Genomic DNA, 15,116 nt, shown 5'->3' with positions numbered 1-15,116 from the left:
GAGTTGTTATGCCATTATGGCGTCAGAATTTAGTTAAAAGCTTACATAAAACGCGAAGTGTCCCTGAAAGCCGGTATTTTCAGCTGGCAACGGCAAACCAAGAAGGTATTCCGTTTTGTAGAACTGTTGTGCATCGTGGGTTAACTGACGATAACAGCTTAATCGTGATATCTGATACCCGTACCGAAAAGTATCAACAGTTGGTTCAAAACAATCGATGCCATGTTGCCTGGTATTTTGCCAAAACTCGTGAGCAGTATCGCTTTCATTGTTTGGCGGATATATTCACCAAGGAAGAGTCTCCTGACCTGGTTGAAGCGCAATGGGATAAGCTGTCAGACGCAGGGAAAAAGCAATTTCTGTGGGGAACACCTGGCACGCCGAGAAACGGCGAGTCTGCGCTGCATGTTGAGGGCGATTACAACACTATTCCAGCGCACTTTTGTGTTTTAACCTTAAATATCGAAACCGTAGATTATCTGAATTTGCGTGGTAACCCTCAAAATCGCGAATGGCATGAAAAGAACGAACGTGGCGATTGGGTCAGTCAGTCATTAATTCCTTAAATCACTGTGAAAATACAATTATAAAATAACCCACGTTGCCGCTTAACGAGCTGACGTGGAGGTCGAAACGCGGGTTATTTTTAATCTGAAGAAAATACGTTTTATTTTATATAGCGTATTTACTCAAATATTTGAGATATCGGCTCTTCACCCTTAAACAGATAAGTGATCATGTTGTCTTCATTTGTGCGGCCAACACTTTCAACAATTGCAGTTGCCACATCTTCACGTGGGATCACTGCATCACTTTTGTTATTGGGCATATCGGTGCGCACCAGATGTGTACCTGGCTCATTTAACAAGGTACCGGGGCGTAAAATGATATGTTGAATACCACTGTTAATTAAGTAGTCATCAGCAACGTGTTTTGCTACCAAGTAAGGTTTTATTGTGCCGTCTACTGAATCTGGATCGCCAGCGCCTATAGAGCTGACCATTACAAACTTGGGCGTTTGGGCTTCTTTGGCATAGTTTACCGCTTTTATCGCAGCCCACAGGTCAATCATAATAGTTTTATCAGCACCGGTGTTTCCACCAGAACCTGCTGTGAAAACGACAACATCAACATTTTTAAAATGCGATGAAAAGTCTTTTTCAAGATCTTGCTCAATCACCTGTAAGTTGTCATTTTCAATGTCCGATAGTTTGTCAGGGCTTCGGACAGGGGCGAGAACATGATGGCCCCGTTTGAGAAGTTTGCCGGTTGCTTGTTTTCCAATTTGGCCCGACGCGCCAAGTACGAGTACTTTCGCCATTATTTTACCTCCATGAATTAAATGTCATTATTAATAGCCTTCACACAGATAACAGATCAGTTATTGAGACAAACAACATTTATGTAGGTTAAATAAAATGCCCTAGTTTACGACAGTGTTTCTTCCAAGGGCTTTGCCCTCGTAAAGCTTTTTATCAACGGCTTGTATGCAAGCTTCAACACTTTCATAATGTTTTATTTCTGCTACACCGCAGGTAATACTGACTGGAACTTGCTTTCCTTGAACTTTGATGGGGTGTTCGGCCACTTTTTTTCTGAGCTTATCGGCTACCCAATAGGCTTCCTGCACATTAAGTGCCGGCAAGAGGATCAAAAACTCTTCGCCGCCCCATCGCGCAACAATGTCATTAACTCTCACGTTTTCTGTCAATATTTTCGCAACATCAATAAGCACCGTGTCTCCAACGCCGTGACCATGCGTATCATTGATGGTTTTGAAAAGGTCTATATCTATAAGAATCAATGAAAAAGTATGCTTATAACGAAAAAACTGATTCCACGCTTCAGTGGCACGCTGTGAAAAATAGCGCCTATTCTTAAGGCCTGTTAACGCATCTTCGGTTGATAGCAGCGTGAGTTTTTCAACGGCGCGATTAAGATCTTCGGTCCGCTTATCTACTAACACAGACAACTCTTGCGAGCGCAATTGTAGCGTTCTGAAGCGCAACCAAAGCATTGTAGAAATAAGAGCTACTATAGTGAGTAGTATGAGCGCACGCCAAATAGGCATATCCCACCAAGGCGGAATAATGACAATTTCAATTTGAGCCTCATTGCTGCTCCATTTATTCTCTTTGTTGATTGCTTTTACGGTAAATCGATACCTGCCTGGATCTAAATTAGTATAGGTGGCAAGCTTTGATTTACTGTCTGTATAGCGCCAACCCGATTCAAAATCTGACAGTCGGTATGCATATCGGAGAGTGTCTGCATTGATAAAATCTAAAGCAGAGAAGGCGAGAGTAAAGGATATATCCTCAGGGTATAGTTCTATGCGATCGCCAACTTGATTAATTGACCGCATTTCACTGCCATTCGTCTGGTTGTTGCTAATGACTTCCATGCGAGTAATGTGTATGAGTGGCGACCAGGGTTTATCTTGAACGTCACTGGGGTTAAATCGTGTTATACCTTTTGCTCCGCCAAGAATAATGGTGTTGTCACGAGTTTGTGTGGCTGCTCCAATATAATATCCGGTATCAATGGCACCGCTTTCTGAGCCATAAAAGGAGAGCGTTTGTAAATCAGAAGCAAGGTGGGCAATCCCTTTGTCCGTGGTGATCCAAAGACCATTTTGCTCATCTTCAACAATTGCACCAATAGATAAACCTGTTATTACGCTGTCTGGCTTAATACGAGTAAGCTGTAATGTGGAAAAGTCCTGCTCAGAGATTGTCATAAAGTAAAAGCCATTGGCTTGAGTTGCCAACCAATAGCCGCCGCGACTAGATTTAGAAATCCATGTAACAACAGACACGTCTTTCAATAGAGGTGAAAAATCTCTTACGTTGATGAGTTCTCCGCTGAATTTGTTCGCGAAATACAAACCACCTACTGTGGTCAACCAAGCATTTCCATCCTGTTCATGCAAAACTCTGGTGGTTAAGGGGAGGGGCCATTGTCTTACTACCTTATCGTCTGAAGGACGATAAACAAAAACACCATCGCTGTATCCTCCATACCAAACGTCTCCGTCAGAATCTACATTCAGGCTATATCCCGACTTACCTTCAAGCGCAACGGCATTAAGGTTTTTAGTGTCGGGATTAAACTTAGACAGTCCAGAGCGTGTAGCTACCCACACATCATTTCTCACCGAGTCATAATGGACAGCCAACATTTTCTCATTAGCATTACTCGTCGTTGCATCCGTCGAATTGACTAAATAGGGGCCTTTGGAAAGGTCGTTGTTGTAATCGTAATTCCACAACCCTTTTTCGTTAACTAGCCAAACGCTATCATTGTTGGAGGAGACAGAGGTGACAATTCTTCCGCCGCCCACTTCTGTTGAGTAAAAATTAGCTAGTATTGGGTCGCTCACGGCAAAACCATCGTCCTTCATGGCAGCGATAACTAAACCTTCTGAGGTTTCAAAAAGTGCTGAAAAGCGCTCGTCTTTGGTCGACCTAGCCGTTACCGGAGTAGTAATAACAGAAATGGGGCTATGGCTTGGAAGTAGGTTTAAGCCACGCTCTGTCGCTACCCATACATCTCCATTATTTTGTACTAATATGTCGGTAACGTAATCGTCTGACAGACCTTGTTCTGTGGTGATGCAGTGCTCACTGAGGTCATACTCGCGATTAAGAGGATTAAAGATGCAAGCACCGTGATTAGTTGTTGCTATCCAAATTCTTTCGTCTTCTGTAGCGACAATTCGTGTCAGATTTTGCTTTTCTAACGCCACCAGCTGCAGTTTTTTATTCAGTGAATCTAATTTATATAAGCCCGAGGTGGAGGTAACGTAGAGCACACCGTCTACCAGCTCCACATCTGTAAGTGTGCTTGTAGGGTTAGGCAGATAAGCCATAAGCAGAACTTCGCCTAAATCGTCAGAATACTTATACAAATTTCTATCTGATATTATCCAAGTGGTATTATCTGCAGTGTTTTTTATGCGGTTAATAATAGCGTTATTGATTGCTTCTGATGCGGGTAACGTAAAGTGGGTAAACTTCTCATTATCCACATTGAGCCGACTTAAGCCGCCAAATGTCCCAACCCAGATAAATTTTCCATCAGGACTTGCCTCAACCTGAAGAGCGGTGATCGATTGAAGGCCAGAATTACTTTCGCCCTCTATCAGGCCAAAATTTCTAAAAGAATACCCATCAAATCTATCAATGCCGGCTTGTGTCGCCAACCATAAAAAGCCATCCTTATCTTGAGTTGCATCGGCTAGAGAGATATGGGCGAGACCGTCGTTGACGGTGTACTGCGAAAAGATTGGCGCTATGGGTTTAGACCAAGATAGCTGTGCGCAAGAGGCCGCAAACCAAATAAGTGAAGTTAACGCGAAAAAACGCCTCATTGAAATAACCACAAAATTCCATCTACATAATCATACATTTAACTTACGCTAAATTCATAAACAAGCAACAATACGTTAGTAGCAAAATACTGATTGATAGGAAAAAGCCGGAAAAAGTTTTGTTATTTTTGAGGTCTGCGTATTTTTATCGCCTATGTTTCACGTTTTTTCGCGCTCACTAAAAATTTGCTAAAACTCGCTAAATTTACAACAAATGTTGAATAACAAAACGGTGATGACTGCTTTATTATTAAAATCTCTTAACAATAAAGGGATGGATATGTTCAGAAATTTGTTTTCATCAATAATGCTGTGTTCAATTTCTCTTCTATTTGCTGGCTATCTTTATGCCGCTGAATCTATAAAACTCTTAACAGCTAATACACCACTATTCAGTGAGTTTGACGATGAAGGCAATGTTCGAGGGTACTCAATTGACTTCGCATCCTCTTTGCTGGATTTGGCAGGCATTAAAGCAGACATAACACCTCTGCCTTTCGCACGATTAGTGAGAGAGTTGCAACGTGGGCAATTAATGATGGCGACAGGCATTGGGCGAATAAAACAAAGAGAAGATCATTACTTTTGGATAGCGCCACTAACCGCAACCGATATAAACCTCTACGGGAAAACCTTAAAAATACCCAACTCACAACAACGCTCAGGTACTTCAAAGACTTCAGTAGCTGTAATGAGAGGAGACTACAGAGCAGAATTGGTAAAAGAAAATCCGCAGTTTGCTTTGCATGAATACAATTCTTGGGCGCAGGCTATTAATGCAGTAATAAAAGAACGAGTTGATGCGGTTTTCTTTTCAGACACAGGTATACGAATATACTGTCAAAGAAATAAGCTGGACTGCTCTCAAATTCGTAAATTGGTTCACGCTGACACAGTCTATAGTTATCTAGTAATGCCGAAAACAGAAGACAATCAAGAGCTTGCTATGACTTTAAAGGAATCGTTGAGTACCTTTTTGCAAAGCTCTAGGTATTTGGCTATTAAACAGAGATGGCAGCCAATGTTAGAAAATCATTTATCGGGAGTATGGCTAAGCAATGGTGTAATTAAATTTGGCGAAATATCAAATGAGCATTATCATTTAGCAGGCTCTTCTCAGTAGAGCCTACTCAATTATAATTACAAGAGGGAATACATATGACAACGGAAGAAAACATGTATTGGGGACTTACAGTAAGAACCTACTGTACGCTAATTCACGTGAGTCAGCTCACCAGCATAATTGTTCCAGGCTTGGGGCTTATATTACCTATTATTATGTGGATAGCTCATAAAGATCAGAATGAAGATATTGATAAACATGGAAGAGTCACTGCGAATTGGTTAATTAGCCTAGTAATATACACGGTTATATGCGGTATTTTGCTTTTGATTATAATAGGCGGCTTCGGGTTATTAATATTGGGGATTCTAAATTTGATCTTCGCGATCGTTGCGGCACTCAAGGCTAACAATGGCGAACTCTGGCATTACCCACTAAGTATCAAATTTTTTAAAGTTTAAAAACGTTTAGGCTTTCCGCTTGAGCTGACTTCTCAAGTTATGCATCTACGGCAGGGAGTTACTTAAACGCCTGGTAAGCGCCTGCCGCCCTCTATACTCTTATCGATAACCACCTTACCGATAACCGCCTTATCGATAACCACGTATTTTTCGCTAACCTGTCCGCCTATCTCACTTTTGTTGCACAACACTGCTTGAATTTTTTATTGTTTCCGCAAAGACACGGCAAGTTTCTACCATATTTTATTTTACCGCAGTCATCATGAAGGGTACCGTCGTGATAACGCCACAGTCCGCCCTCGATGATAAAGCGCGATGTCTCGTGTAACTGAAAGAGGTGCTTATTTTCAAAGTAGTAGGCAGTAAACTCGACGGTATCTGAACTAGGTTTACTGTGTGTTGAAGTATGGACTTTAAGAGCGAACCAATGAGCACCGCTAGCGCTACTTTCAAGGTTTTCTGATGTTATCCCTTGACGCTTCTCCTCTGAATACGTGTCGCGAACATAGTCGTATTGCTTGATTGCATATGCAGTAAAACGGGAGCGCATCAATTGTTCTGCCGTTTGAGGGCTATCTGTACCGCTGATGAAGGGAGCACAGCAATGCTCATATGAGCTTGTGGAGCAGCAAAAGCAACGCATAAAACTAGTTGGTATCCAAGATTAATTCAATCGTGCATATTACACCGCCCATAGTACAATACACGAGTGTAATAGCCAAAAACTTTGCTGTTATTGACTCAACTTTCTCGCTTTATATTTCTGTTTTTACCAAGGCCCTACAGCAACATTTCTGTTTTGGGTATTACTGTCCACTCTTACGTTCACTAAACTCACCGAGTAAAGCTCACAAAGCTTACGGATCATATCACTGTCAGTAGGCTGTAAATCTAAATCTATATTTTCTACATACAGTGTTTTGCACTGGCCGCCTGTAATTAGCTTACTTATCCATTCAGGCACTTTCTCCTTTTCAGGCTTTTGAATACGAATAGCGTTCATCACGTCTTTAGAAAACGAAACTGAGCTAGAGAGTAAATAATTCCACCCTTTGTCGTTATTTACTCTGTTACCTTCTCTGTTACTTTCTCTTCCTTCGCCAGGAAAACCTTCAATAGGCAACGGGAGTTGCACAACATTTTGGGCTCCAGAACCGAGAAGGGAATTACGAAGTGCATTAAGTCGACAAACTGGTGAATTACTCATAGGACATACCTTATTTTTATAAAACCACGTTAACTGTTTAAGTATACAGTGTGTATGTGTATACAGTAGTTTTATCCAGTGTGATTTGCAAGTTATACATTGTGCTTTTTTCGAACAAAATCGAACAAATATGGTAAGTGCTTTTAAAATAAAGCATTTTTTATTAGTCAAATAATGGCTATCTGATATCGTTAGTAGAATTAAAAGCACTATGTATGCTTTGGTCTATCACGAGAAAAATGGGATTATGAGCGTATTAGTCGATTGGGGTTATATAGGCATGTTTGTCTGTGCTTTTTTGGCAGCAACTATTTTGCCTTTTAGCTCTGAGGTTGTACTCACTGCTTTATATAGTAGTGGCTTTTCTGCGGGGCTTCTCTTGGTAGCTGCATCAAGTGGCAACGTGCTAGGGGCTCTTGTTAACTATTTTCTTGGCCTTAAATACGGAAAAGTGATAGCGACCAAGGTATTGAGAGTGAGCGACAGCTCATTTACTCGCGCTAGTATTCTTTTTACTCGATGGGGCAAGTGGAGTTTATTACTTTGCTGGGTGCCCATAATCGGAGATCCTATTACGTTAGTTGCAGGAGTGCTGCGTAGTAACCTTTTATTTTTCATATGTATTGTAACTGTGGCAAAAACGGCGCGTTACGCCGCATTACTCAGTTTTTTCTCTTGCAGTTTTTTCTGACGTAATTGCTTTCGCCGAAAAGTGGATAGCCCATGCTTGACTCGGGGAATTAAAATGATAATTCCGACTAGCCAATACCAAATAGGCTCTTGCCAAAAGGTTTTTTGCGACCAACTAAAATGCAATAAAGCCAGAGGCAAAATAGCGTAAATAGTATTGTGAAGCTGCTGCCAGCGCTTGCCCATTTTCCTTCTTATAAGGTTAAAAGAGGTTGCAGTTAGTGCCATTAGCAGCAAAATCGCTAGCATTCCCACAATAATATACGGCCGACTTATAATCTCACTCAGTACCAGCGTCATATCGAGCTGCAGCTCAAAAAGAACGTAGGTACTGAAATGGGCCAATGCATATACAAATACATAAATGCCTAACATGCGCCTGAACTGAATAGGCGCTGGACTTTTCAACCACTTTGCAAGGGGGCTAAGCAATAACGTAATAAACAGCAGGTGAATAGCCCAAATACCGGTTTCATTCAAAAGTGTATTTACCGGGTCTGCACCTAATGAATCTGTAATGCCTGCATAAAATAGCCACACAATATACCCTAAGGCCACACTGTGAATAATCGATTTTATACAACGTCTGGCAAACGGCGAGAGTCGTAGAAGTTTTTTATTGGCAATCATGGATACCATTAATAATATCTAGTTAAATCCATACCGGAGTAAAGTGGCGCAACTTCGTCATAGCCATTGAACATCTTTGTTTCTATTCTATTGCGAGAAAGCAGGCCGCCTGTAGTGATTCTGCGTTCACTAGCTTGGCTCCAGCGTGGATGAGATACCTTTGGATTAACATTCGCATAGAAGCCATATTCGTTTGATGCGAGGCGATTCCACGTTGTGGGTGGCTGCTTATCGGTCAGGCGAATGCGTACGATGGATTTAATGCTTTTGAATCCATATTTCCAAGGTACAACTAAGCGAATAGGCGCCCCGTTTTGCGGGGGCAGAGTTTTTCCATATAAGCCAACCGACAATAACGTTAATGGGTGCATCGCTTCATCAAGGCGCAAACCTTCCACATAAGGATATTCAATACCGCCACCTAAAAATCGATTGCTTTGCCCTGGCATCTGCTCTGGATCATAGAGCGTCTCAAGCGCCACGTATTTTGCTGACATTAGCGGGTCAGCTTGCTTGATAAGAGCCGCTAGTTCAAAGCCTATCCACGGTACTACCATAGACCAGGCTTCTACACAGCGAAGGCGATAAATGCGTTCTTCAAGGGGAAACCGCTTTGTTAGCGAGTCGTGATCGAGCACCAGTGGATTTTTCACTAAACCATCAATTTTCAACGTCCATGGGTCGGTATTGAACTCAGTGGCGTTTTCCGCTGGCGCGTCTTTTGATGTACCAAACTCATAGAAGTTGTTATACGACGTTATTTTCTTTTCTGGAGTTCGAGTTTCATTGATTTGAAATTTACTCGGTTGTGAAAAGTCCAGTGGTTTGCCTTGAAAAGGTGTATCTTCCTTCTCATCTTCCCAGAACCAATCAGCAGCGCTAGCAGACTTTGCGAGCAAGGTAGAGGCCCCTACAAATCCAAGTGACTTTAAAAGCGATCTCCGGTTCATGTAAACATGTTCATCAGTCACATCACTATCATTTAATTTAACTGACGGCTTGTAAGGTTTAGACATTATTCTACCTTCTTAACACAATATTTTTCACTCAGGTTGAAAGAGCCAAGTTTGCTCTTTCATATTCTGTCATTCGTTATTCACATCGACTCTTGCTAGCTCATTAACGCTTAACGTAAGCCCTAACTAAAACCTAATTTAAGCGGTTTCAGGATTCTGCATGTATTTGTTTACACAGAATTTGTCATAAGCTTACGTTGTGAATACGTTGAAGCAGCAAGATAGTTTCATAAATCGTCTTTACTCATTAAAGCTTATACTGCACACCTAACTACCGCACACTTAACTATTTCGCAATAGAGGTATGCTGTTACCGCAATTGACGTAAAGCGCTTGCCACAAATATTCATGACTCGACAGATATACATGACCAGACAGGCCGTGAGATAATTTCAAAAAGTCACCTAAAGAACTTTGCTAAGTAGATGGCTGACAAATAGTAACGAAGGAAATCACTAAGATACTTGCACAGGTTGTTGAATAGATAGCTAGCTAGAACGCTATGTAAATAGCTAAATAAATAGCTAAATAAATAGCTAAATAAATAGCTAAATAAATAGCTGAGTAAACAGCCAGATAATCAAGTAGCCAAATGGATAAGGCGAACCCGCAAACGGCTGACATCTGAGAGATATCTAACACACAAGCAGCGCTATCCTGTGCCGCATATTAATCAACTACATATGAAAGCTGTCTTGAATACCACCTTGTTTGGGAGAAAAAATACTGCTGTAGAGACGAGAGGCAAATTCGTCAGTCATTCCCGATATGTAGTCAGCGAGAACCCGCATACCGTTTCCGTTGTCTTGTGCTTTACGCCAGCGCTCTTGGGTATTTTCGGGCAATAGTCTGGTAGGGTCTGATGCAAAAGCTTCAAAAAGCTCCATTACAACGAGCTGTCCTTTGTATTCCAAAAGCTGAACATCGGGGCGACGTATTACCTTTCTAAAGACAAAACGCTTAAACAGCCCTAGCGCTTCGCCGAAATTATTGGGCATAGTAGCGTTATAAGCGAGAAGAGGATGAGAAAAACCTTGGATTTTGTGTATTTCAATTGCAGTAATAAAGCTGTTTACCAATGCGCCAATAGCGTTTTTGCGTTCATGGTGGGCCTGGCTAAAGAGCTTTGTAGTTAATGTCTCGATGTTTTCAGAAAGCCACGGAATAGAGAGGCCTTTCAATGGACTGGTGACTTCTTCTACAAAATGCTGCTTATTTACCATATCCATTACAATGGCATCTTCTAAATCGTGAATGCCATACGCAATGTCATCGGCTAACTCCATTATTGAACAATCAAATGATTTGTAGTCTGTTTTACCGTGTCCATTAGCATTTTCAGAAAACTGCATAAAACGCTGTTTATCTTCACTGCAAAGGGGCGCAAGCAACCAGTCAAATAATGCTTTATCACATGCAAAAAGCCCTTTAGGAGGGTGCCATTCGTCTGCTTTTACCTGTCTTAATGAAAGCGGACGCGTCGCGGTATGTGCTTTAGAGTGAAGCGTATTAATGAAATTAGGATATTTGACTAACCCTAAAATACTGCGTCTGCATAAATTCATACCATGCTCGGCAGTGTAAGGTTCGAGCTGAGTGACAATGCGAAACGTTTGACCATTGCCTTCAAACCCACCGTGCTCATGCATCATATAATTGAGGGCTATCTCTCCGCCGTGACCAAAAGGAGGGTGTCCAATATCATGTGCTAAACAGATTGTTTCAATGAGCGTAGGATCAAGCACTAGTTCCTGCGCTATTTCGGGAAACTTATTCCACAGTTGCGCTGTAATTCCTGTTCCTATTTGTGCCGCCTCTAAAGAATGGGTAAGGCGAGTGCGATAAAAATCACTTAATCCAACACCTAATACCTGCGTTTTCGCCTGTAGCCTGCGAAACGCCGCACTGTGAAGCACTCGCGCTTTATCTCTTTGATATGGGTTTCTGTGGTCTCCGTCCCTCGACTCGGTGCGTGGAAGACGACGTGCATGTAGGTCAAGTTCCCATTGAGATATTGTCACAGTAGAGTCCTTATCGGTTTTACATTTCGTCTTGGGTTATTTCATCAAGGCTCAAGGAAAAGCTAGGAACGTATTGTGTAAGAAAGTAGTCCACTTCTTCTGAGTGGTATTCTTTTAAAATTTTATCAAGCCGCTTTTTCGCTAACGTAAACTCTCTATTACCGGCTGCCAACTCTTCCAATGTCTTTAGGTACGCGCACAGCACATCAGCGGCTTTCACTATAAAGGCATCTTCGGGGTCGTGGTATTGTGAATCAATAAGCGCAGCGTAGTCTTCTCGAAATGACTCTGGCGCCATTTCAATAAGCTTGTTTTCAGCAATCTTTTCAATCTTTTTATATTCTTCTTTAATAGCGGGATTAAAGTATTTAACTGGGGTAGGTAAGTCGCCAGTGAGCACTTCAGACACATCGTGGAACAATGCCATCGTTGCAATGCGCTCAGGGTTCACATTACCTCCAAAGAACTTATTTTTAATTAACGCAAGTGCATGGGCAACCATGGCTACTTGTAAACTGTGCTCTTGCACGTTTTCTGTACGCACATTGTGCATAAGAGGCCAGCGATTGATGAGTTTCAATCGAGATAAATGTGCAAAAAAATGACTTCTGTCTGACACACTAAGCCCCTTGCTTATAAGTTCTGAAAAAGTTTCCTATTCTGTGAAGTGCCGGTACAAGAACATCACTGTGAGGTAAAAATACTAACCTGAAATAAATACCGTCATTTAAGTTAAATGCTCTGCCATGCACCAGCAGAATTTTTTCAGAGCTTAAAAGATCAAGGATCATTTGTTCATCATTGTGGATATTGAATTTTTTCTCATCGACTCGCGCGAAGCAATACATAGCACCTTTAGGTTTTACACAATGCAAGCCGTCAATACCGTTGAGCATATCTGTGGTGACATCTCTTTGAATGCGGAGCCTGCCGTTTTCTTTTACCAAATCATCTATGCTTTGATAGCCCCCAAGCGCGGTTTGAATAGCGCTTTGACATGGGACGTTCGCGCACATTCGCATAGATGAGAGGATGTTGAGCCCTTCTATATAATCAGATGCTAATCGTTTATTACCGCTAACAAGTAGCCATCCAGAGCGAAAGCCCGCTACGCGATAGTTTTTACTGAGCCCGCTAAACGTAACAAAGAAAACATCGTCAGCTAGTGAGGCAATACTGGTGTGTTTTGCATCGTCATAGAGAATTTTGTCATAAATTTCATCGCTAAATACCACCAACCCATGCTGTCTGGCTATTTCGACAACTTCTTGTAGTAATGCTTCATCGTACACCGCACCTGTGGGGTTGTTGGGGTTGATAAGCACAATAGCGCGAGTTTTACTGGTAATTTTACTCTTAATATCATCCAGGTCTGGAAACCAGCCTGCTTGTTCGTCACATCGATAGTGGACAGGGGAACCAGAAGAAAGACTGACCGCTGCGGTCCACAATGGATAATCGGGGCTGGGAATGAGTACTTCGTCTCCCTGATTCAGCAAAGCTTGCATTGCCATCATTATCAATTCGCTAACCCCATTACCGATGTATACATCGTCAACGCGAATATCTTTAATGTTTCGCTGCTGATAGTACTGCATCACTGCTACTCTCGCCGCATAAATTCCCGTGGAGTCTGAATACCCTTGAGCGGTGGGAAGGTTATGAATAACGTCTTTTACAATATCGTCCGGGGCTTCAAAACCAAATGGCGCGGGGTTACCGATATTAAGTTTTAATATGCGGTGACCTTCATCTTCCATTTTTCTTGCTTGTGCTGCTATTGGGCCTCGAATGTCATAACAAACGTTATCTAATTTATGTGAGCGAGATACAGTTTTCATGGTCTATCTGGTTGATTTACATACCCTGAGATTATCGCAAACCACAGTGATATGCGACGGCAAAATAGGAGATTAAGGCACAATATGACTATTTTTATGCGCACTTGTTCAAATTACGAACAAAAAAGATGACAGCTATCCTTAAAAGCATAAGTTTATAAAAAATATGTTAATAACTTGTGAACTTTTCAATATAAGCCTATCGTAGTAATGAGGTGTTCGTAAAAACGCCAATAAAAGACAAGTTTACCATCAGAGGTGATTTCAATATGTCGCACCATTTTAAAGAAACCCCAGAAAATGCGATTACACAAAGTGGCATTGCGCGTGTCATTCCCTGTAAAGAATTAGATGTTGGCGATCCGATAAAATGGCTTTCGCTAGGAATAAGAGACGCTATGCGGGCCCCAGGTCTTACCGCGTTTTATGGCGTACTATTTGCCGTTATACCTTGGGTAATTATGTATTTGGTGGCGATGACAGGTTGGCACCTAGTAATTCTACCCGCAATTGTCTGCTTTATGCTGGTCGGCCCGTTTTTGGCAGCAGGACTTTACGATGTGAGCTGGGAAATGGAGAAGGGGCATAAACCTACACTTCGACATTCCCTCAGAGCCATGCGTAGAAATGCAACTAATGAATGGGGTTTTGCAGTTTTACTCATGTTCATGATGATATTTTGGTTGCGGGTAGCCTCTATTATTCACGCGCTTTACCCTCCTTATATAGAAAATACATTAGAGAGTTTATTGCCATTCCTAGTGTTAGGTAGCTTAGTGGGTGCGGTATTTACGGTGGCGATGTTGTTTTTAACGGCATTCACACAACCAATTCTAATGGAGCGTAAAGTCGACTTGGCAACCGCAGTACTAACAAGCGTTAATGCTGTATGGGTGAACAAATTACCTATGCTGATATGGGGAGCGATAATTTTCTCTGCCGTCGCAATTGGCTTTGTAACCGGTTTTGTTGGGTTTATTGTTCTAATGCCTCTTGTTGCCTATGGCTCTTGGCATGCTTACATTGATGCTATCGAGACAAAGCGAGCAAGAAAATACGAGTAAAATGTAGTTTTATTACAACAAAAAATGGCATTTCAGTATGATTATTAATCTGTGATGTCATTTTTTTTGTTAAAATTTCACTTTAAATGAAAAAATGGCGATAATTAAGACTTTAGTATTAGAGTTTTTGGCGATGTTTTACTGCTTACCTATATCATTTCGGAATAAAGAAATTTATAAATCTCAACGTTTTCAGTGGCTTAACTATTTAAACAAACGTTAACATACTGATTTACCGCAAATTTACCTGCCTTACACAATAAAACAACAGAAAAAAATATTTTCTTGGTGCATAACTAATGGGCACTCAGCGATAACTGGGTTGCAACTTACATCATTAAATATGTTCAAAGGAAACTATTATGAAACTGTTTAAAACGCTTATCGCAACAGCAGCTCTGTCTTTTGCAGTTAATGCAAACGCAGCAGAGACACAAAAAGAAGTACGTTTTATTGGAGAAACTGAGTTCGCAGGCTTTTGTAAAGCCATCGTCAACGATGATATCAGAACACTCCGCTCAAGCCTTTCACGCAGTGTAGGTCGCATTGGCGATAGTCAGCGTCAAGTGCTACGTGTTATTACTTCTGACACAGGTTTAACCTGCAATGGAAGCAATTTAATCGACTTTTCCGTTGAGCGCGGCGCTGATTCGGTTCACGAATTCCTTATCTCGCGTAGTTAATTATGACTAGTGTAAAGAGGCGGGTGGTGATGTTCCTGCAAAGAACACCACACACCCAACCAGGAAGT

Annotated in this window: 15 protein-coding genes; 6 read left to right on the top strand and 9 right to left on the bottom strand. The window is 41.6% G+C overall.

Annotated features, from left to right (window positions below; all coding sequences use genetic code 11):
- Positions 1-8 precede the first annotated feature (8 nt).
- Positions 9-566: a pyridoxamine 5'-phosphate oxidase family protein gene (locus CW735_RS11565; protein ID WP_071979098.1), complete on the top strand. Its 558-nt coding sequence runs from the start codon at positions 9-11 to the stop codon at positions 564-566.
- A 119-nt stretch (positions 567-685) separates the two neighbouring features.
- Here CW735_RS11565 and CW735_RS11560 read toward each other — a convergent pair whose 3' ends face one another.
- Both CW735_RS11560 and CW735_RS11555 read right to left on the bottom strand, forming a co-directional pair.
- Complete coding sequence (locus CW735_RS11560) at positions 686-1,321, bottom strand: SDR family oxidoreductase (protein WP_100972255.1); 636 nt, start codon at positions 1,319-1,321, stop codon at positions 686-688.
- A 102-nt stretch (positions 1,322-1,423) separates the two neighbouring features.
- Positions 1,424-4,372 (bottom strand): ligand-binding sensor domain-containing diguanylate cyclase, encoded by a 2,949-nt coding sequence (locus CW735_RS11555; RefSeq protein WP_071981186.1) that lies wholly within the window; start codon positions 4,370-4,372, stop codon positions 1,424-1,426.
- Between the two features lie 214 nt (positions 4,373-4,586).
- Here CW735_RS11555 and CW735_RS11550 point away from each other — a divergent pair, with 214 nt between their 5' ends.
- Complete coding sequence (locus CW735_RS11550) at positions 4,587-5,495, top strand: substrate-binding periplasmic protein (protein WP_083595220.1); 909 nt, start codon at positions 4,587-4,589, stop codon at positions 5,493-5,495.
- Between the two features lie 35 nt (positions 5,496-5,530).
- Positions 5,531-5,896, top strand: a complete 366-nt coding sequence (locus CW735_RS11545; RefSeq protein WP_071979095.1) for a DUF4870 domain-containing protein — start codon at positions 5,531-5,533, stop codon at positions 5,894-5,896.
- A 166-nt stretch (positions 5,897-6,062) separates the two neighbouring features.
- Here CW735_RS11545 and CW735_RS11540 read toward each other — a convergent pair whose 3' ends face one another.
- Entirely contained in the window at positions 6,063-6,446 is a 384-nt protein-coding gene (locus CW735_RS11540; RefSeq protein WP_232368273.1) for a YchJ family protein, read from the bottom strand.
- 219 nt (positions 6,447-6,665) lie between these two features.
- Positions 6,666-7,103 (bottom strand): deoxyguanosinetriphosphate triphosphohydrolase, encoded by a 438-nt coding sequence (locus CW735_RS11535; RefSeq protein ID WP_100972251.1) that lies wholly within the window; start codon positions 7,101-7,103, stop codon positions 6,666-6,668.
- A 247-nt stretch (positions 7,104-7,350) separates the two neighbouring features.
- Here CW735_RS11535 and CW735_RS11530 point away from each other — a divergent pair, with 247 nt between their 5' ends.
- Positions 7,351-7,794 (top strand): YqaA family protein, encoded by a 444-nt coding sequence (locus tag CW735_RS11530; protein ID WP_232368272.1) that lies wholly within the window; start codon positions 7,351-7,353, stop codon positions 7,792-7,794.
- On the opposite strand, the gene CW735_RS11525 is transcribed toward CW735_RS11530, so the two are convergent.
- The 5 genes from CW735_RS11525 to CW735_RS11505 form a co-directional block, all read right to left on the bottom strand.
- Positions 7,752-8,423, bottom strand: a complete 672-nt coding sequence (locus CW735_RS11525) for a sulfite oxidase heme-binding subunit YedZ (protein ID WP_071981184.1) — start codon at positions 8,421-8,423, stop codon at positions 7,752-7,754. The two genes, CW735_RS11530 and CW735_RS11525, sit on opposite strands and share 43 nt — an antisense overlap.
- Before the next feature lie 8 nt (positions 8,424-8,431).
- A complete protein-coding gene (gene msrP, locus CW735_RS11520; RefSeq protein WP_100972249.1) occupies positions 8,432-9,439 on the bottom strand; it encodes a protein-methionine-sulfoxide reductase catalytic subunit MsrP in 1,008 nt (335 codons plus the stop codon).
- Between the two features lie 677 nt (positions 9,440-10,116).
- Entirely contained in the window at positions 10,117-11,460 is a 1,344-nt protein-coding gene (locus CW735_RS11515) for an anti-phage deoxyguanosine triphosphatase (RefSeq protein ID WP_100972247.1), read from the bottom strand.
- Positions 11,461-11,479: 19 nt separating this feature from the next.
- Entirely contained in the window at positions 11,480-12,079 is a 600-nt protein-coding gene (gene yfbR, locus CW735_RS11510; RefSeq protein ID WP_100972245.1) for a 5'-deoxynucleotidase, read from the bottom strand.
- 1 nt (position 12,080) lies between these two features.
- Positions 12,081-13,301 (bottom strand): pyridoxal phosphate-dependent aminotransferase, encoded by a 1,221-nt coding sequence (locus CW735_RS11505; protein WP_071979090.1) that lies wholly within the window; start codon positions 13,299-13,301, stop codon positions 12,081-12,083.
- Positions 13,302-13,570: 269 nt separating this feature from the next.
- Here CW735_RS11505 and CW735_RS11500 point away from each other — a divergent pair, with 269 nt between their 5' ends.
- Complete coding sequence (locus CW735_RS11500) at positions 13,571-14,365, top strand: DUF2189 domain-containing protein (RefSeq protein WP_071979089.1); 795 nt, start codon at positions 13,571-13,573, stop codon at positions 14,363-14,365.
- Positions 14,366-14,727: 362 nt separating this feature from the next.
- Positions 14,728-15,048: a DUF3718 domain-containing protein gene (locus CW735_RS11495; RefSeq protein WP_083595218.1), complete on the top strand. Its 321-nt coding sequence runs from the start codon at positions 14,728-14,730 to the stop codon at positions 15,046-15,048.
- Positions 15,049-15,116 lie beyond the last annotated feature (68 nt).

The organism is Alteromonas sp. MB-3u-76 (assembly GCF_002831605.1).
Taxonomy (GTDB): Bacteria; Pseudomonadota; Gammaproteobacteria; order Enterobacterales; family Alteromonadaceae; genus Alteromonas; species Alteromonas hispanica.
The sequence above is the reverse complement of the archived record's forward strand: the minus strand, read 5'-3'. Positions and strand labels throughout refer to the sequence as shown.

Excerpts from the sequence above, each read along its gene's own strand:
- CW735_RS11500 (WP_071979089.1), top strand. The coding sequence starts at position 13,571 with ATGTCGCACCATTTTAAAGAAACCCCAGAAAATGCGATTACACAAAGT.
- CW735_RS11495 (WP_083595218.1), top strand. The coding sequence starts at position 14,728 with ATGAAACTGTTTAAAACGCTTATCGCAACAGCAGCTCTGTCTTTTGCA.
- CW735_RS11545 (WP_071979095.1), top strand. The coding sequence starts at position 5,531 with ATGACAACGGAAGAAAACATGTATTGGGGACTTACAGTAAGAACCTAC.
- CW735_RS11535 (WP_100972251.1), bottom strand. The coding sequence starts at position 7,103 with ATGAGTAATTCACCAGTTTGTCGACTTAATGCACTTCGTAATTCCCTT.
- CW735_RS11550 (WP_083595220.1), top strand. The coding sequence starts at position 4,587 with ATGTTGAATAACAAAACGGTGATGACTGCTTTATTATTAAAATCTCTT.
- CW735_RS11540 (WP_232368273.1), bottom strand. The coding sequence starts at position 6,446 with ATGCGCTCCCGTTTTACTGCATATGCAATCAAGCAATACGACTATGTT.
- CW735_RS11565 (WP_071979098.1), top strand. The coding sequence starts at position 9 with ATGCCATTATGGCGTCAGAATTTAGTTAAAAGCTTACATAAAACGCGA.
- msrP (WP_100972249.1), bottom strand. The coding sequence starts at position 9,439 with ATGTCTAAACCTTACAAGCCGTCAGTTAAATTAAATGATAGTGATGTG.
- CW735_RS11555 (WP_071981186.1), bottom strand. The coding sequence starts at position 4,372 with ATGAGGCGTTTTTTCGCGTTAACTTCACTTATTTGGTTTGCGGCCTCT.
- CW735_RS11560 (WP_100972255.1), bottom strand. The coding sequence starts at position 1,321 with ATGGCGAAAGTACTCGTACTTGGCGCGTCGGGCCAAATTGGAAAACAA.
- CW735_RS11505 (WP_071979090.1), bottom strand. The coding sequence starts at position 13,301 with ATGAAAACTGTATCTCGCTCACATAAATTAGATAACGTTTGTTATGAC.
- CW735_RS11530 (WP_232368272.1), top strand. The coding sequence starts at position 7,351 with ATGAGCGTATTAGTCGATTGGGGTTATATAGGCATGTTTGTCTGTGCT.
- CW735_RS11525 (WP_071981184.1), bottom strand. The coding sequence starts at position 8,423 with ATGATTGCCAATAAAAAACTTCTACGACTCTCGCCGTTTGCCAGACGT.